Below are 19484 nucleotides of genomic sequence, written 5' to 3' on the forward strand. Positions count from 1 at the left end.
TATTCGTCATTACTAGATACATTTGCATTCGCAAAATATCTGTTTTGACGCAATCAAAATGTTGCTGGCGGCACGGTGCACAAACCTTGGTTTGTGCTTTCCACCAGCAACGCTGATTTCGACTCTATGAATTTTTAAAGAACAGCCAATTGATCGACGTTTCGATCAATACAAAAGCAGTCTTTGCAAGACTGCTTTTGTATTGGGAAGCCTTCGATTATAGCACCATTAGCGCTATCATTTTTGGTGGAGGATGACGGGATCGAACCGACGACCCCCTGCTTGCAAAGCAGGTGCTCTCCCAGCTGAGCTAATCCCCCGGGATCCTCTGACCAGATATTGGAATCTTGGTGGGTCTAGTTGGGCTCGAACCAACGACCCCTGCGTTATCAACACAGTGCTCTAACCAGCTGAGCTACAGACCCATTCCATGCAGCCCGCCGTCACTCAGCAGGCCACCTGGCTTGTTCCAACAACCGATAAGTGTGGACGTTCAATTTGAAGCAGCATTTTTCCAGAAAGGAGGTGATCCAGCCGCACCTTCCGATACGGCTACCTTGTTACGACTTCACCCCAGTCACGAACCCCGCCGTGGTAAGCGCCCTCCTTGCGGTTAGGCTACCTACTTCTGGCGAGACCCGCTCCCATGGTGTGACGGGCGGTGTGTACAAGACCCGGGAACGTATTCACCGTGACATTCTGATCCACGATTACTAGCGATTCCGACTTCACGCAGTCGAGTTGCAGACTGCGATCCGGACTACGACTGGCTTTATGGGATTAGCTCCCCCTCGCGGGTTGGCAACCCTTTGTACCAGCCATTGTATGACGTGTGTAGCCCCACCTATAAGGGCCATGAGGACTTGACGTCATCCCCACCTTCCTCCGGTTTGTCACCGGCAGTCCCATTAGAGTGCTCAACTGAATGTAGCAACTAATGGCAAGGGTTGCGCTCGTTGCGGGACTTAACCCAACATCTCACGACACGAGCTGACGACAGCCATGCAGCACCTGTGTGCAGGTTCTCTTTCGAGCACCAAACCATCTCTGGTAAGTTCCTGCCATGTCAAAGGTGGGTAAGGTTTTTCGCGTTGCATCGAATTAAACCACATCATCCACCGCTTGTGCGGGTCCCCGTCAATTCCTTTGAGTTTCAACCTTGCGGCCGTACTCCCCAGGCGGTCAACTTCACGCGTTAGCTTCGTTACTGAGTCAGTTAAGACCCAACAACCAGTTGACATCGTTTAGGGCGTGGACTACCAGGGTATCTAATCCTGTTTGCTCCCCACGCTTTCGTGCATGAGCGTCAGTGCAGGCCCAGGGGATTGCCTTCGCCATCGGTGTTCCTCCGCATATCTACGCATTTCACTGCTACACGCGGAATTCCATCCCCCTCTGCCGCACTCTAGCCTTGCAGTCACAATGGCAGTTCCCAGGTTGAGCCCGGGGATTTCACCACTGTCTTACAAAACCGCCTGCGCACGCTTTACGCCCAGTAATTCCGATTAACGCTTGCACCCTACGTATTACCGCGGCTGCTGGCACGTAGTTAGCCGGTGCTTATTCTTACGGTACCGTCATGACCCGGGGATATTAGCCCCAGGCTTTTCGTTCCGTACAAAAGCAGTTTACAACCCGAGGGCCTTCATCCTGCACGCGGCATTGCTGGATCAGGCTTTCGCCCATTGTCCAAAATTCCCCACTGCTGCCTCCCGTAGGAGTCTGGGCCGTGTCTCAGTCCCAGTGTGGCTGGTCGTCCTCTCAGACCAGCTACAGATCGCAGGCTTGGTAAGCCTTTACCCCACCAACTACCTAATCTGCCATCAGCCGCTCTAGTAGCACAAGGCCCGAAGGTCCCCTGCTTTCATCCGTAGATCTCATGCGGTATTAGCTACTCTTTCGAGTAGTTATCCCCCACTACTAGGCACGTTCCGATGTATTACTCACCCGTTCGCCACTCGTCAGCATCCGAAGACCTGTTACCGTTCGACTTGCATGTGTAAAGCATGCCGCCAGCGTTCAATCTGAGCCAGGATCAAACTCTATAGTTCGATCTTGAATTTAAAGTCTTTCGACTGCTCACTCACTTGACGGAATCAAGAAGAATAAATTCTTCCTCATTACTGTTTTTGTGAGCGTTTGATAACTCCGAAGAGTTTGTTCCGAAGAACTGGCTGCTTGCCCTCAAACGCCCACGCTTATCGGCTGTATTTTTTTAAGGAACCGAGTACAAAATCAGAAGAACCGATCTTGAATCTCGTTGCTTGCTGCGATCAGCGAAGCCTTCTATTGTAGCACTGTTTTCACAGCACTTTTAAAACGTTTTTGCGTTTTCTTCTCGCCCCTTAGCACAAGGAGGGAGAAGAAAACGCCTGGCGTGAGCCAGGCGTTTTGGCGTAAGAGCCTGACGATGACCTACTTTCACACGGGAACCCGCACTATCATCGGCGCTAAGTCGTTTCACTGTCCTGTTCGGGATGGGAAGGAGTGGTACCAACTTGCTATGGTCATCAGGCATAAACTTTTTGTCAGATTGACGGCGCCTCGATTAACTTCTTAATCTCGCTCACCCTCAGTCCAACGAATTCATAGAGTCTTCAATCAGCTTTTCGATTGCGCTTTTTCGGCATAACTAGAACTTGCGTTCTGTCTTTATTTTTCCAGGCTTACCCAAAGTTATAGGGTCAAGCCGCACGGGCAATTAGTACTGGTTAGCTTAACGCATTGCTGCGCTTCCACACCCAGCCTATCAACGTCGTGGTCTACAACGACCCTTCAGGGGGCTCAAGGCCCCGGCAGATCTCATCTTGAAACGAGTTTCCCGCTTAGATGCTTTCAGCGGTTATCTCTTCCACACTTAGCTACCCTGCGATGCCACTGGCGTGACAACAGGTACACCAGAGGTGTGTCCACTCCGGTCCTCTCGTACTAGGAGCAGGCTTCCTCAAATCTGCAGCGCCCACGGAAGATAGGGACCAAACTGTCTCACGACGTTTTAAACCCAGCTCACGTACCTCTTTAAATGGCGAACAGCCATACCCTTGGGACCGACTACAGCCCCAGGATGAGATGAGCCGACATCGAGGTGCCAAACACCGCCGTCGATATGAACTCTTGGGCGGTATCAGCCTGTTATCCCCAGAGTACCTTTTATCCGTTGAGCGATGGCCCTTCCATACAGAACCACCGGATCACTATGTCCTGCTTTCGCATCTGCTCGACTTGTCAGTCTCGCAGTTAAGCACGCTTATGCCATTGCACTATCGTCACGATGTCCGACCGTAACTAGCGTACCTTCGAACTCCTCCGTTACGCTTTGGGAGGAGACCGCCCCAGTCAAACTGCCTACCATGCACTGTCCCCGATCCAGATAATGGATCCAGGTTAGAACCTCAAACGCACCAGGGTGGTATTTCAACGTTGGCTCCATGCGATCTAGCGACCGCACTTCAAAGCCTCCCACCTATCCTACACAGATCCGTTCAAAGTCCAATACAAAGCTACAGTAAAGGTTCATGGGGTCTTTCCGTCTTTCCGCGGGGAGATTGCATCATCACAAACATTTCAACTTCGCTGAGTCTCAGGAGGAGACAGTGTGGCCATCGTTACGCCATTCGTGCAGGTCGGAACTTACCCGACAAGGAATTTCGCTACCTTAGGACCGTTATAGTTACGGCCGCCGTTTACTGGGACTTCAATCAAGAGCTTGCACCCCATCATTTAATCTTCCAGCACCGGGCAGGCGTCACACCCTATACGTCCACTTTCGTGTTTGCAGAGTGCTGTGTTTTTATTAAACAGTCGCAGCCACCAATTTTTTGCAACCCCTTTGAGCTCCGTTTGTACAACTTCACTTACTTGGGGTACACCTTCTCCCGAAGTTACGGTGTCAATTTGCCGAGTTCCTTCTCCTGAGTTCTCTCAAGCGCCTTAGAATACTCATCTCGCGCACCAGTGTCGGTTTGCGGTACGGTCGTCAATAGCTGAAGCTTAGTGGCTTTTCCTGGAAGCAGGGTATCACTCACTTCGTCTGCAAGCAGACTCGTTATCACCCCTCATCTAAGCCTGGCGGATTTGCCTACCAGGCACGACTACAGGCTTGAACCAACATATCCAACAGTTGGCTGAGCTAACCTTCTCCGTCCCCACATCGCACTATTGATCGGTACAGGAATATTGACCTGTTTCCCATCAGCTACGCATCTCTGCCTCGCCTTAGGGGCCGACTCACCCTACGCCGATGAACGTTGCGTAGGAAACCTTGCGCTTACGGCGAGGGGGCTTTTCACCCCCTTTAACGCTACTCATGTCAGCATTCGCACTTCTGATACCTCCAGCATCCGTTACCAGACACCTTCACAGGCTTACAGAACGCTCTCCTACCACTTGCAATAAATTGCAAATCCGCAGCTTCGGTAACTGGCTTAGCCCCGTTACATCTTCCGCGCAGGACGACTCGATCAGTGAGCTATTACGCTTTCTTTAAATGATGGCTGCTTCTAAGCCAACATCCTGACTGTTTTAGCCTTCCCACTTCGTTTCCCACTTAGCCAATTTTAGGGACCTTAGCTGGCGGTCTGGGTTGTTTCCCTCTTGAGTCCGGACGTTAGCACCCGGTGCTCTGTCTCCCAAGCTGTACTCGTCGGTATTCGGAGTTTGCATAGGTTTGGTAAGTCGCCATGACCCCCTAGCCTAAACAGTGCTCTACCCCCGACGGTAATACTTGAGGCACTACCTAAATAGTTTTCGGAGAGAACCAGCTATTTCCAAGTTTGTTTAGCCTTTCACCCCTATCCACAGCTCATCCCCTAATTTTGCAACATTAGTGGGTTCGGACCTCCAGTACCTGTTACGGCACCTTCATCCTGGCCATGGATAGATCACTTGGTTTCGGGTCTACACCCAGCGACTAGTCGCCCTATTCGGACTCGATTTCTCTTCGCCTCCCCTATTCGGTTAAGCTTGCCACTGAATGTAAGTCGCTGACCCATTATACAAAAGGTACGCCGTCACCCCTAAGGGCTCCGACTTTTTGTAAGCATACGGTTTCAGGATCTATTTCACTCCCCTCCCGGGGTTCTTTTCGCCTTTCCCTCACGGTACTGGTTCACTATCGGTCGATGATGAGTATTTAGCCTTGGAGGATGGTCCCCCCATATTCAGACAGGGTTTCTCGTGCCCCGCCCTACTTGTCTGCAGCCTAGTACCACCGATCGGTTTTCACATACGGGACTATCACCCACTATGGTCGGCCTTTCCATGCCGTTTTGTTAACTGATCGACTATCACTGCAAGGCTCTTCCGAATTCGCTCGCCACTACTATCGGAATCTCGGTTGATGTCTTTTCCTCTGGGTACTTAGATGTTTCAGTTCTCCAGGTTCGCTTCGTGCACCTATGTATTCAGTGCACGATACCTCTTGCGAGGTGGGTTCCCCCATTCAGAAATCTCCGGATCAAAGCTTATTTGCCAGCTCCCCGAAGCTTATCGCAGGCTATCACGTCTTTCGTCGCCTATCATCGCCAAGGCATCCACCATATGCTCTTAGTCACTTGACCCTATAACTTTGGACTCTCTCGTCGAGAATCAAAGCCTGGTGTTCAAAGACTGGTGAGGTCTTGCACCTCACGCGTTATGCCGTAATGTGAATATCTTTGGCTGCATCTTTCGATACAGCTTAGAGAATATTCGTCATTACTAGATACATTTGCATTCGCAAAATATCTGTTTTGACGCAATCAAAATGTTGCTGGCGGCACGGTGCACAAACCTTGGTTTGTGCTTTCCACCAGCAACGCTGATTTCGACTCTATGAATTTTTAAAGAACAGCCAATTGATCGACGTTTCGATCAATACAAAAGCAGTCTTTGCAAGACTGCTTTTGTATTGGGAAGCCTTCGATTATAGCACCATTAGCGCTATCATTTTTGGTGGAGGATGACGGGATCGAACCGACGACCCCCTGCTTGCAAAGCAGGTGCTCTCCCAGCTGAGCTAATCCCCCGGGATCCTCTGACCAGATATTGGAATCTTGGTGGGTCTAGTTGGGCTCGAACCAACGACCCCTGCGTTATCAACACAGTGCTCTAACCAGCTGAGCTACAGACCCATTCCATGCAGCCCGCCGTCACTCAGCAGGCCACCTGGCTTGTTCCAACAACCGATAAGTGTGGACGTTCAATTTGAAGCAGCATTTTTCCAGAAAGGAGGTGATCCAGCCGCACCTTCCGATACGGCTACCTTGTTACGACTTCACCCCAGTCACGAACCCCGCCGTGGTAAGCGCCCTCCTTGCGGTTAGGCTACCTACTTCTGGCGAGACCCGCTCCCATGGTGTGACGGGCGGTGTGTACAAGACCCGGGAACGTATTCACCGTGACATTCTGATCCACGATTACTAGCGATTCCGACTTCACGCAGTCGAGTTGCAGACTGCGATCCGGACTACGACTGGCTTTATGGGATTAGCTCCCCCTCGCGGGTTGGCAACCCTTTGTACCAGCCATTGTATGACGTGTGTAGCCCCACCTATAAGGGCCATGAGGACTTGACGTCATCCCCACCTTCCTCCGGTTTGTCACCGGCAGTCCCATTAGAGTGCTCAACTGAATGTAGCAACTAATGGCAAGGGTTGCGCTCGTTGCGGGACTTAACCCAACATCTCACGACACGAGCTGACGACAGCCATGCAGCACCTGTGTGCAGGTTCTCTTTCGAGCACCAAACCATCTCTGGTAAGTTCCTGCCATGTCAAAGGTGGGTAAGGTTTTTCGCGTTGCATCGAATTAAACCACATCATCCACCGCTTGTGCGGGTCCCCGTCAATTCCTTTGAGTTTCAACCTTGCGGCCGTACTCCCCAGGCGGTCAACTTCACGCGTTAGCTTCGTTACTGAGTCAGTTAAGACCCAACAACCAGTTGACATCGTTTAGGGCGTGGACTACCAGGGTATCTAATCCTGTTTGCTCCCCACGCTTTCGTGCATGAGCGTCAGTGCAGGCCCAGGGGATTGCCTTCGCCATCGGTGTTCCTCCGCATATCTACGCATTTCACTGCTACACGCGGAATTCCATCCCCCTCTGCCGCACTCTAGCCTTGCAGTCACAATGGCAGTTCCCAGGTTGAGCCCGGGGATTTCACCACTGTCTTACAAAACCGCCTGCGCACGCTTTACGCCCAGTAATTCCGATTAACGCTTGCACCCTACGTATTACCGCGGCTGCTGGCACGTAGTTAGCCGGTGCTTATTCTTACGGTACCGTCATGACCCGGGGATATTAGCCCCAGGCTTTTCGTTCCGTACAAAAGCAGTTTACAACCCGAGGGCCTTCATCCTGCACGCGGCATTGCTGGATCAGGCTTTCGCCCATTGTCCAAAATTCCCCACTGCTGCCTCCCGTAGGAGTCTGGGCCGTGTCTCAGTCCCAGTGTGGCTGGTCGTCCTCTCAGACCAGCTACAGATCGCAGGCTTGGTAAGCCTTTACCCCACCAACTACCTAATCTGCCATCAGCCGCTCTAGTAGCACAAGGCCCGAAGGTCCCCTGCTTTCATCCGTAGATCTCATGCGGTATTAGCTACTCTTTCGAGTAGTTATCCCCCACTACTAGGCACGTTCCGATGTATTACTCACCCGTTCGCCACTCGTCAGCATCCGAAGACCTGTTACCGTTCGACTTGCATGTGTAAAGCATGCCGCCAGCGTTCAATCTGAGCCAGGATCAAACTCTATAGTTCGATCTTGAATTTAAAGTCTTTCGACTGCTCACTCACTTGACGGAATCAAGAAGAATAAATTCTTCCTCATTACTGTTTTTGTGAGCGTTTGATAACTCCGAAGAGTTTGTTCCGAAGAACTGGCTGCTTGCCCTCAAACGCCCACGCTTATCGGCTGTATTTTTTTAAGGAACCGAGTACAAAATCAGAAGAACCGATCTTGAATCTCGTTGCTTGCTGCGATCAGCGAAGCCTTCTATTGTAGCACTGTTTTCACAGCACTTTTAAAACGTTTTTGCGTTTTCTTCTCGCCCCTTAGCACAAGGAGGGAGAAGAAAACGCCTGGCGTGAGCCAGGCGTTTTGGCGTAAGAGCCTGACGATGACCTACTTTCACACGGGAACCCGCACTATCATCGGCGCTAAGTCGTTTCACTGTCCTGTTCGGGATGGGAAGGAGTGGTACCAACTTGCTATGGTCATCAGGCATAAACTTTTTGTCAGATTGACGGCGCCTCGATTAACTTCTTAATCTCGCTCACCCTCAGTCCAACGAATTCATAGAGTCTTCAATCAGCTTTTCGATTGCGCTTTTTCGGCATAACTAGAACTTGCGTTCTGTCTTTATTTTTCCAGGCTTACCCAAAGTTATAGGGTCAAGCCGCACGGGCAATTAGTACTGGTTAGCTTAACGCATTGCTGCGCTTCCACACCCAGCCTATCAACGTCGTGGTCTACAACGACCCTTCAGGGGGCTCAAGGCCCCGGCAGATCTCATCTTGAAACGAGTTTCCCGCTTAGATGCTTTCAGCGGTTATCTCTTCCACACTTAGCTACCCTGCGATGCCACTGGCGTGACAACAGGTACACCAGAGGTGTGTCCACTCCGGTCCTCTCGTACTAGGAGCAGGCTTCCTCAAATCTGCAGCGCCCACGGAAGATAGGGACCAAACTGTCTCACGACGTTTTAAACCCAGCTCACGTACCTCTTTAAATGGCGAACAGCCATACCCTTGGGACCGACTACAGCCCCAGGATGAGATGAGCCGACATCGAGGTGCCAAACACCGCCGTCGATATGAACTCTTGGGCGGTATCAGCCTGTTATCCCCAGAGTACCTTTTATCCGTTGAGCGATGGCCCTTCCATACAGAACCACCGGATCACTATGTCCTGCTTTCGCATCTGCTCGACTTGTCAGTCTCGCAGTTAAGCACGCTTATGCCATTGCACTATCGTCACGATGTCCGACCGTAACTAGCGTACCTTCGAACTCCTCCGTTACGCTTTGGGAGGAGACCGCCCCAGTCAAACTGCCTACCATGCACTGTCCCCGATCCAGATAATGGATCCAGGTTAGAACCTCAAACGCACCAGGGTGGTATTTCAACGTTGGCTCCATGCGATCTAGCGACCGCACTTCAAAGCCTCCCACCTATCCTACACAGATCCGTTCAAAGTCCAATACAAAGCTACAGTAAAGGTTCATGGGGTCTTTCCGTCTTTCCGCGGGGAGATTGCATCATCACAAACATTTCAACTTCGCTGAGTCTCAGGAGGAGACAGTGTGGCCATCGTTACGCCATTCGTGCAGGTCGGAACTTACCCGACAAGGAATTTCGCTACCTTAGGACCGTTATAGTTACGGCCGCCGTTTACTGGGACTTCAATCAAGAGCTTGCACCCCATCATTTAATCTTCCAGCACCGGGCAGGCGTCACACCCTATACGTCCACTTTCGTGTTTGCAGAGTGCTGTGTTTTTATTAAACAGTCGCAGCCACCAATTTTTTGCAACCCCTTTGAGCTCCGTTTGTACAACTTCACTTACTTGGGGTACACCTTCTCCCGAAGTTACGGTGTCAATTTGCCGAGTTCCTTCTCCTGAGTTCTCTCAAGCGCCTTAGAATACTCATCTCGCGCACCAGTGTCGGTTTGCGGTACGGTCGTCAATAGCTGAAGCTTAGTGGCTTTTCCTGGAAGCAGGGTATCACTCACTTCGTCTGCAAGCAGACTCGTTATCACCCCTCATCTAAGCCTGGCGGATTTGCCTACCAGGCACGACTACAGGCTTGAACCAACATATCCAACAGTTGGCTGAGCTAACCTTCTCCGTCCCCACATCGCACTATTGATCGGTACAGGAATATTGACCTGTTTCCCATCAGCTACGCATCTCTGCCTCGCCTTAGGGGCCGACTCACCCTACGCCGATGAACGTTGCGTAGGAAACCTTGCGCTTACGGCGAGGGGGCTTTTCACCCCCTTTAACGCTACTCATGTCAGCATTCGCACTTCTGATACCTCCAGCATCCGTTACCAGACACCTTCACAGGCTTACAGAACGCTCTCCTACCACTTGCAATAAATTGCAAATCCGCAGCTTCGGTAACTGGCTTAGCCCCGTTACATCTTCCGCGCAGGACGACTCGATCAGTGAGCTATTACGCTTTCTTTAAATGATGGCTGCTTCTAAGCCAACATCCTGACTGTTTTAGCCTTCCCACTTCGTTTCCCACTTAGCCAATTTTAGGGACCTTAGCTGGCGGTCTGGGTTGTTTCCCTCTTGAGTCCGGACGTTAGCACCCGGTGCTCTGTCTCCCAAGCTGTACTCGTCGGTATTCGGAGTTTGCATAGGTTTGGTAAGTCGCCATGACCCCCTAGCCTAAACAGTGCTCTACCCCCGACGGTAATACTTGAGGCACTACCTAAATAGTTTTCGGAGAGAACCAGCTATTTCCAAGTTTGTTTAGCCTTTCACCCCTATCCACAGCTCATCCCCTAATTTTGCAACATTAGTGGGTTCGGACCTCCAGTACCTGTTACGGCACCTTCATCCTGGCCATGGATAGATCACTTGGTTTCGGGTCTACACCCAGCGACTAGTCGCCCTATTCGGACTCGATTTCTCTTCGCCTCCCCTATTCGGTTAAGCTTGCCACTGAATGTAAGTCGCTGACCCATTATACAAAAGGTACGCCGTCACCCCTAAGGGCTCCGACTTTTTGTAAGCATACGGTTTCAGGATCTATTTCACTCCCCTCCCGGGGTTCTTTTCGCCTTTCCCTCACGGTACTGGTTCACTATCGGTCGATGATGAGTATTTAGCCTTGGAGGATGGTCCCCCCATATTCAGACAGGGTTTCTCGTGCCCCGCCCTACTTGTCTGCAGCCTAGTACCACCGATCGGTTTTCACATACGGGACTATCACCCACTATGGTCGGCCTTTCCATGCCGTTTTGTTAACTGATCGACTATCACTGCAAGGCTCTTCCGAATTCGCTCGCCACTACTATCGGAATCTCGGTTGATGTCTTTTCCTCTGGGTACTTAGATGTTTCAGTTCTCCAGGTTCGCTTCGTGCACCTATGTATTCAGTGCACGATACCTCTTGCGAGGTGGGTTCCCCCATTCAGAAATCTCCGGATCAAAGCTTATTTGCCAGCTCCCCGAAGCTTATCGCAGGCTATCACGTCTTTCGTCGCCTATCATCGCCAAGGCATCCACCATATGCTCTTAGTCACTTGACCCTATAACTTTGGACTCTCTCGTCGAGAATCAAAGCCTGGTGTTCAAAGACTGGTGAGGTCTTGCACCTCACGCGTTATGCCGTAATGTGAATATCTTTGGCTGCATCTTTCGATACAGCTTAGAGAATATTCGTCATTACTAGATACATTTGCATTCGCAAAATATCTGTTTTGACGCAATCAAAATGTTGCTGGCGGCACGGTGCACAAACCTTGGTTTGTGCTTTCCACCAGCAACGCTGATTTCGACTCTATGAATTTTTAAAGAACAGCCTATTGATCAAAGATCAATATAAAAGCAGTCTGACGCAGACTGCTTTTATATTGAATTTGGTTTTTGCTTCCGATCCGCTTGGCGCTTCACATCTGCTGAGCCAACGATTATAGCACCATTAGCGCTATCATTTTTGGTGGAGGATGACGGGATCGAACCGACGACCCCCTGCTTGCAAAGCAGGTGCTCTCCCAGCTGAGCTAATCCCCCGGGATCCTCTGACCAGATATTGGAATCTTGGTGGGTCTAGTTGGGCTCGAACCAACGACCCCTGCGTTATCAACACAGTGCTCTAACCAGCTGAGCTACAGACCCATTCCATGCAGCCCGCCGTCACTCAGCAGGCCACCTGGCTTGTTCCAACAACCGATAAGTGTGGACGTTCAATTTGAAGCAGCATTTTTCCAGAAAGGAGGTGATCCAGCCGCACCTTCCGATACGGCTACCTTGTTACGACTTCACCCCAGTCACGAACCCCGCCGTGGTAAGCGCCCTCCTTGCGGTTAGGCTACCTACTTCTGGCGAGACCCGCTCCCATGGTGTGACGGGCGGTGTGTACAAGACCCGGGAACGTATTCACCGTGACATTCTGATCCACGATTACTAGCGATTCCGACTTCACGCAGTCGAGTTGCAGACTGCGATCCGGACTACGACTGGCTTTATGGGATTAGCTCCCCCTCGCGGGTTGGCAACCCTTTGTACCAGCCATTGTATGACGTGTGTAGCCCCACCTATAAGGGCCATGAGGACTTGACGTCATCCCCACCTTCCTCCGGTTTGTCACCGGCAGTCCCATTAGAGTGCTCAACTGAATGTAGCAACTAATGGCAAGGGTTGCGCTCGTTGCGGGACTTAACCCAACATCTCACGACACGAGCTGACGACAGCCATGCAGCACCTGTGTGCAGGTTCTCTTTCGAGCACCAAACCATCTCTGGTAAGTTCCTGCCATGTCAAAGGTGGGTAAGGTTTTTCGCGTTGCATCGAATTAAACCACATCATCCACCGCTTGTGCGGGTCCCCGTCAATTCCTTTGAGTTTCAACCTTGCGGCCGTACTCCCCAGGCGGTCAACTTCACGCGTTAGCTTCGTTACTGAGTCAGTTAAGACCCAACAACCAGTTGACATCGTTTAGGGCGTGGACTACCAGGGTATCTAATCCTGTTTGCTCCCCACGCTTTCGTGCATGAGCGTCAGTGCAGGCCCAGGGGATTGCCTTCGCCATCGGTGTTCCTCCGCATATCTACGCATTTCACTGCTACACGCGGAATTCCATCCCCCTCTGCCGCACTCTAGCCTTGCAGTCACAATGGCAGTTCCCAGGTTGAGCCCGGGGATTTCACCACTGTCTTACAAAACCGCCTGCGCACGCTTTACGCCCAGTAATTCCGATTAACGCTTGCACCCTACGTATTACCGCGGCTGCTGGCACGTAGTTAGCCGGTGCTTATTCTTACGGTACCGTCATGACCCGGGGATATTAGCCCCAGGCTTTTCGTTCCGTACAAAAGCAGTTTACAACCCGAGGGCCTTCATCCTGCACGCGGCATTGCTGGATCAGGCTTTCGCCCATTGTCCAAAATTCCCCACTGCTGCCTCCCGTAGGAGTCTGGGCCGTGTCTCAGTCCCAGTGTGGCTGGTCGTCCTCTCAGACCAGCTACAGATCGCAGGCTTGGTAAGCCTTTACCCCACCAACTACCTAATCTGCCATCAGCCGCTCTAGTAGCACAAGGCCCGAAGGTCCCCTGCTTTCATCCGTAGATCTCATGCGGTATTAGCTACTCTTTCGAGTAGTTATCCCCCACTACTAGGCACGTTCCGATGTATTACTCACCCGTTCGCCACTCGTCAGCATCCGAAGACCTGTTACCGTTCGACTTGCATGTGTAAAGCATGCCGCCAGCGTTCAATCTGAGCCAGGATCAAACTCTATAGTTCGATCTTGAATTTAAAGTCTTTCGACTGCTCACTCACTTGACGGAATCAAGAAGAATAAATTCTTCCTCATTACTGTTTTTGTGAGCGTTTGATAACTCCGAAGAGTTTGTTCCGAAGAACTGGCTGCTTGCCCTCAAACGCCCACGCTTATCGGCTGTATTTTTTTAAGGAACCGAGTGCAAAATCAGAAGAACCGATTTTGAATCTCGTTGCTTGCTGCGATCAGCGAAGCCTTGAATTCTATCACAACTTTGCCGCCTGATTTCTTTCAGGTCGACCAGCAAAAAATTTGCATTTTGCTCAGTGAAGCCTTGCATTGTACACAGATTTTGGCAGGCCAGACAACATCCGCACGGACATCCAGACAAAGAACCCCGGCAGGCAAAGCCTGCCGGGGTTCTTTGTCGCTTCTCAGGTGCTAGAGGCCTGCTCCAGTGCATCAACAAACAGCGCCGCCACATCGCAGCCGGTCTGATCAAAGATCTCCTGGAAGCAGGTGGGGCTGGTCACATTGATTTCGGTGACGTTGTGACCGATGACATCCAGGCCAATCAATAGCAGGCCACGCTGCACCAGACGCTCTCCAATGAACTCGGCAATGGCCTTGTCCTGCTCCGCCAAAGGCTGGGCAACACCCTTGCCGCCGGCCGCCAGATTGCCGCGCACCTCATTGCCCTGCGGAATGCGGGCAAGGCAGAACGGCACGGGCTTGCCGCCGATGATGAGCACCCGCTTGTCACCATGAGCGATGTCGGGCAGGAATTTCTGCACCATGACACTGGTGGAGCCGCCCTGGTTCAGGGTTTCGATGATGCTGCCGAGATTGCGGCCGTCTTCGCCGACCCGAAAGATGCCCATGCCGCCCATGCCGTCCAGCGGCTTGAGAATGATGTCCTTGTGCTCTGCATGAAAAGCACGGATGTCCTGGGCGCTGCGCGTGACCAGGGTGGGCGAGATGAACTGCGCAAACTCCATGATGGCGAGCTTTTCGGGATGCTCGCGCAGTGCGCTGGGTTTGTTGAAGACCTTGGCGCCCTCACGCTCGGCCTGACCGAGCATGTGCGTGGCGTAGAAGAACTCGGAATCGAAGGGCGGATCCTTGCGCATGACGATGGCATCAAAGTCTGCCAGTGCCGTCAAAGCGCTTCGTGTCTCCTCGAACCAGCGGTCTTGCTCCCCGGTCAGGCTGATATGGCGCACCTGCGCCATGACCTTGCCGCCGCTTTGCCAGGAGATATGGCGGGGCTCGCAGGCCACGATCTGGTGACCTCGGCGCTGAGCCTCACGCATCATGGCAAAGGTGGAATCCTTGTAGATGGCAAAGGATTCCAGCGGATCGGCGACAAACAGTATTTGCATGGTGAAGAACTCTAGCGGTTGATACAGGCATCATGCCGAGCCGGACATAACACCACAATATGACGGCTGATACTCAGGCCTTGCGGGCTCGCAGGCTCTGGACAAGGAGGGCAAGGCTGCCCGCAACCACCCCCCAGAAGGCGGAGCCCACCCCTGCGATGACAACGCCGCTGAGCGTGACAAGAAAGGTGATGAGCGCGGCCTCTCTGTGCTTTTCTTCCTTGAAGGCCGTAGCCATGCCACCCCCTATGGAGCCCAGCAAGGCCAGTCCGGCGATACAGGCCACCAGCTCCTTGGGGAAGGCCGTCAGCAGACCCGTGACGACTGCACCAAAGATAGCTATCAATATATATAGCAGTCCGCACACGGCAGCAGCGGTGTAGCGCTTGTTTCTATCTTCATGCGCCTCATCTCCCATGCAGATCGCCGCCGTAATTGCACTGAGGTTGAGGGCATAGCCACCAAAAGGCGCCAGCAGCAAGGTCGCCACGCCCGTCATGCTGATGACCTTGGACACCGGTATCGGATAGCCCGTGGCACGAATCACCGCCACGCCTGGCAGATTCTGGGAAGCCATGGTCACGACAAACAGGGGCAAAGTCAGACTGATGAGAGCCTGCAGCGAGAACTCGGGTGCCGTATAGACCGGCATGGCCAGCCCGCCATGCACGGCCGACCACTGCATCTGCCCGCGCAGCGCCGCCCAGGCGGTTCCGGCCAGCAGGGTGATGATGACCGCATAGCGCGGAGCCATACGCCGCGAAAGCAGATAGGCGAGCAGCATGACCAGTACCAGCGACAGATTGGTCTCGGCCGCAGAAAAGGCCTGCATGCCGAACTTGGCCAGAACGCCGGCCAGCAGGGCCGACGCAATTTCCATGGGGATGCGGTTCATGATGCGCTCGAACCAGCCAGTCACCCCCACCAGAATGATGAGGGCCGCACTGACGATGAAGGCACCGATCGCCTCCCCCATGGAGAAACCACCCGCCAGCCCGGCGGTCGCCAGCACCGCCGCCCCTGGAGTGGACCATGCAACCATGACCGGCATGCGCAGAATCAGCGACGGGAGCAGCGAACACAGACCCATGCCCAGGCCCAGCGCCCAAATCCATGAAGTGATTTGCTCAGGCGAGGCATGAAATGCCTGCGCCGCCTGAAACACCAGGGCTACCGAACTGGTAAAGCCCACAAGCACGGCCACAAAGCCTGCGGCCACGGCGGCAGGACTCAAGTCTTTGAAAAAGCGCATCCGTGCATTCTGGCACCAGCCCCGCCAAAAAAGATGCACCCCGCGTGAGCGTGAATGATGAAGCCCATCATCACTTCTAAATCAATAGCTATCAGTGCTTACTGATAAATCACCAAGGCATGTTTGACTCAAAGTATTTACAGCTCGATCTTGGAGCCCAACTCCACCACCGAGTTGCTCGGCAGGTGCAGGAAATCAGCAACCCGGCTCGCATTCTTGTGCATCTGCGCAAACAGCTTTTCACGCCAGTGCGCCATCGAGTTGTTCATGCGCGGAATGATCACATCACGCGACAGGAAATAGCTGGTGGACATGGAGTCCAGCTTGCAGCCTTGAGTACGCAGCTGCGCTAGCGCAGCAGGCACATCGGGCTCGTTCTTGAAGCCGTAGTGAATGATGACTTCCCAGCAATCGCCCCCTAGCGACTCCGCCTCCACCCGCTTGTCCATCCCGACCCAGGGCACTTCGTGGTTGCGTACGGTCACAAAGAGATTGCGCTCATGCAGCACTTTGTTGTGCTTGAGGTTATGGAGAAGCGCATGCGGCACGGTGCCGGGCTCCCCCGAGAGGAAAACCGCCGTACCGGGCACGCGCGTGGGCGGATGGCGCCAGGTGGATTCCAGAAACTGACGCAGATCCAGCGCATCCGCCTGCAACTTCTGATGCAGCAGCTCGCGCCCGCGGCGCCAGGTCATCATCAGGGTAAAGACCGTGCCGCCGATCAGCAGCGGGAACCAGCCGCCTTCAAACAGCTTGAGCAGGTTCGAGGCGAAGAAAGCCAGATCCACCACGAAGAAGAAGCCCGTTGCCAGCAGGCACAAAGCCAGCGAGTAGTTCCAGCGATAGCGGATGACAAAGAAGGTCAGCATGGTGGTGATCAGCATGTCCAGCGTCACCGCAATACCGTAGGCCGCCGCCAGATTGCCGCTATTGCGAAACAGCAGAACAGCCAGCGCAATCGCCACAAACAGGCCCCAGTTGACCAGTGGCATATAGATCTGACCAGTCTCCTTCACACTGGTGTGGCGTACTTCAAAACGTGGGAAGTAGCCCAGCTGAATGACCTGACGCGTCACGCTGAAGGCTCCCGTGATCAGCGCCTGCGAGGCGATCACTGTGGCCATGGTGGCCATGATGACCAGCGGCAGCAGCGCCCAACTGGGTGCCATCATGAAAAATGGGTTCTTGACGGCCTCGGGATTGGCCAGCAGCAAGGCGCCCTGACCAAAGTAGTTCAATGTCAGCGCCGGCATGGCAATGCTGAACCAGGCCAGGCGGATCGGCTTCTTGCCGAAATGCCCCAGATCGGCATACAGCGCCTCGGCACCGGTCACACAAAGCACGACCGAGCCCAGAATGATGAAGCTGATGCCCGGGCTGTTCCAGATGAAGCGGACCGCGTAATGCGGGCTGAGCGCGGCCAGGATTTCCGGATGCCCCATGATCTGGTGCACGCCGAGCAGGGCAATACAGGCAAACCAGGTCACGGTGACAGGGCCAAAGAATTTGCCTATGCCTGCTGTTCCGCGCTTTTGCACAAAGAACAGCAGAAACAGAATCACCAGCGTCAACGGAATAACGGCCTTGGTGAAATGCGGCGAGATGACTTCCAGGCCCTCGACCGCCGAGAGCACGGAAATCGCCGGAGTGATAACGCCATCGCCATAGAAGAGCGAAGTGCCGAACATACCCACCAGAAACAACGTGCCGGACAGGCGCGGCTTGTCCTTGACCGTCTGCGAGGCCAGGGCCAGCATGGCCACCAGTCCGCCTTCGCCGTTGTTGTCGGCGCGCAGCACCAGGGTCACGTATTTGAGGGAGACGATGACCGTGAGCGTCCAGAACAGTACCGATAGCACGCCATAGACGTTGTCCGGCGTGAACGGCACATAGCCTGAGCCGAAAACCTCCTTGACCGAGTACAAAACACTGGTTCCGATGTCTCCGTAGACGACACCGATCGCGCCCAGGGTCAGGGCGCCTAGCGAGGATTTCGAATTTTGCACGGCTCAGGAAGCGACTCGTAAGGCAGTCACCAAGTGATGAATTGTCGGCATTGTGCGCTGTCCTCAGCGCCTGCGAAATCAGTCGTAGATTTCTGCGTCGGGATTAGTGGCTTCCAACTCGTAGCTGGCTGCCAACATGGCCAAACGTGCTATCACGCCATACATATAGAAGCGGTTGGGTGCGCTGGCGCCCGGACGTGCGCTGGCCTGAGGCAGGTGGTTGCTCTGCTGGAAAGCCAGGGGCACGTAGCCCGCACCGGGGGCATTGAGGTTCTCGTCCTCACCGCGTTCGGGGTGCATGCGGTAGAAACCTCCCACCACGTAACGATCCATCATGTAGACCACGGGCTCGGCCACGGCGTTGTGCATGCGCTCATAGGTCAGCACGCCCTCCTGCACGATGACGTCATGCACGGTCTGGCCATCCTTGATGACGCCCATCTTGTTGCGACTCTTGCGCGGCAGCGCAGCCAGTTCCTTGGCGTCGCGCACGGTCATCACGCCCATGCCATAAGTGCCGTTGTCGGCCTTGACCACGGCAAACGGCTTTTCCTTGATGCCATATTCCTTGTACTTGCGGCGCACCTTAGAGAGGATCACGTCCACCTGCTCGGCCAGGGCCTCCATGCCCGTGCCTTCGGCAAAGTCGATGTTCTCCACATGGCCGAACAAGGGGTTGATCAGCCAGGGGTCGATGCCCAGCAGCTTGCCGAAGCGCTTGCCGACTTCCTCATAACTCTGGAAGTGACGGCTCTTGCGGCGCACATTCCAGCCTGCATGCAGCGGCGGCAGCAGGTATTGCTCGTACAGCTCCTCGATGATGCCGGGCACGCCGGTGGAGAGGTCGTTGTTGAGCAAAATGGTGCAGGGGTCGAAATCCTTGAGGCCCAGACGGCGCTTGCTGCGGATCACCGGCTCCAGCTTGATCTCGTCGCCCAGCGGCAGCGTGATGGACAGCGTCTTCTTGATCTCGGGGCTGATGGAGCCGATACGCACATTGAGACCCGCCATGCTGAAGATGCGCTTGAGCTGCAGTACGCTGGCCAGATAGTGGGTGTTGCGCGTGTGGTTCTCGGGGATGATGAGCAGGTTGCGCGCCTCGGGACATATCTTTTCGATAGCAGCCATCGCAGCCTGCACAGCCAGTGGCAGCATTTCATCGGTCAGGTTGTTCCAGCCGCCTGGAAACAGGTTGGTATCCACCGGTGCCAGCTTGAAACCCGCATTACGAATATCCACCGAACAGTAGAACGGCGGCGTGTGCTCCATCCATTCCAGGCGGAACCAACGCTCAATGGCAGGCATGGAGTCAAGAATGCGCTGCTCAAGTTCGTTAATGGGGCCGGTCAAAGCCGTGACGAGATGTGGAACCATAAATACCCTCAGGAGACGATGGTGGGGGGCAATTG

General features: G+C 53.6%; 4 protein-coding genes, 6 tRNA genes and 7 rRNA genes. All 17 read right to left on the bottom strand.

The window, feature by feature from the left end; genetic code table 11:
* Nucleotides 1–244 precede the first annotated feature (244 nt).
* The 17 genes from F0P97_RS26125 to gshA all read right to left on the bottom strand — a co-directional run bounded on the left by F0P97_RS26125 (nt 245) and on the right by gshA (nt 19449).
* A tRNA-Ala gene (locus F0P97_RS26125) sits at nt 245–320 on the bottom strand.
* Nucleotides 321–348: 28 nt separating this feature from the next.
* Nucleotides 349–425 (bottom strand) — tRNA-Ile (locus F0P97_RS26130).
* A 93-nt stretch (nt 426–518) separates the two neighbouring features.
* Nucleotides 519–2051 (bottom strand): 16S ribosomal RNA (locus F0P97_RS26135).
* A 351-nt stretch (nt 2052–2402) separates the two neighbouring features.
* Nucleotides 2403–2515: ribosomal RNA gene (gene rrf, locus F0P97_RS26140) — 5S ribosomal RNA — on the bottom strand.
* Nucleotides 2516–2680: 165 nt separating this feature from the next.
* Nucleotides 2681–5558, bottom strand: a 23S ribosomal RNA gene (locus tag F0P97_RS26145).
* 371 nt (nt 5559–5929) lie between these two features.
* Nucleotides 5930–6005 (bottom strand) — tRNA-Ala (locus F0P97_RS26150).
* Between the two features lie 28 nt (nt 6006–6033).
* Nucleotides 6034–6110 (bottom strand) — tRNA-Ile (locus F0P97_RS26155).
* A 93-nt stretch (nt 6111–6203) separates the two neighbouring features.
* Nucleotides 6204–7736: ribosomal RNA gene (locus F0P97_RS26160) — 16S ribosomal RNA — on the bottom strand.
* A gap of 351 nt (nt 7737–8087) precedes the next feature.
* Nucleotides 8088–8200, bottom strand: a 5S ribosomal RNA gene (gene rrf / locus F0P97_RS26165).
* 165 nt (nt 8201–8365) lie between these two features.
* Nucleotides 8366–11243: ribosomal RNA gene (locus F0P97_RS26170) — 23S ribosomal RNA — on the bottom strand.
* A gap of 408 nt (nt 11244–11651) precedes the next feature.
* A tRNA-Ala gene (locus F0P97_RS26175) sits at nt 11652–11727 on the bottom strand.
* A gap of 28 nt (nt 11728–11755) precedes the next feature.
* Nucleotides 11756–11832, bottom strand: a tRNA-Ile gene (locus tag F0P97_RS26180).
* A gap of 93 nt (nt 11833–11925) precedes the next feature.
* Nucleotides 11926–13458 (bottom strand): 16S ribosomal RNA (locus F0P97_RS26185).
* The 16S, 23S and 5S rRNA genes sit together here with 6 tRNA genes alongside, the layout of an rRNA operon.
* 411 nt (nt 13459–13869) lie before the next feature.
* Nucleotides 13870–14817 (bottom strand): glutathione synthase, encoded by a 948-nt coding sequence (gene gshB, locus F0P97_RS26190; RefSeq protein ID WP_182284939.1) that lies wholly within the window; start codon nt 14815–14817, stop codon nt 13870–13872.
* 73 nt (nt 14818–14890) lie between these two features.
* A complete protein-coding gene (locus F0P97_RS26195) occupies nt 14891–16069 on the bottom strand; it encodes a benzoate/H(+) symporter BenE family transporter (protein ID WP_182284940.1) in 1179 nt (392 codons plus the stop codon).
* A 137-nt stretch (nt 16070–16206) separates the two neighbouring features.
* A complete protein-coding gene (locus tag F0P97_RS26200; protein ID WP_182284941.1) occupies nt 16207–18075 on the bottom strand; it encodes a potassium transporter Kup in 1869 nt (622 codons plus the stop codon).
* Nucleotides 18076–18153: 78 nt separating this feature from the next.
* Nucleotides 18154–19449, bottom strand: a complete 1296-nt coding sequence (gshA, locus tag F0P97_RS26205; protein ID WP_004340452.1) for a glutamate--cysteine ligase — start codon at nt 19447–19449, stop codon at nt 18154–18156.
* Between the last annotated feature and the right edge of the window lie 35 nt (nt 19450–19484).

Source organism: Comamonas testosteroni (assembly GCF_014076415.1).
In the GTDB taxonomy this organism is placed as follows: domain Bacteria; phylum Pseudomonadota; class Gammaproteobacteria; order Burkholderiales; family Burkholderiaceae_C; genus Comamonas; species Comamonas testosteroni_F.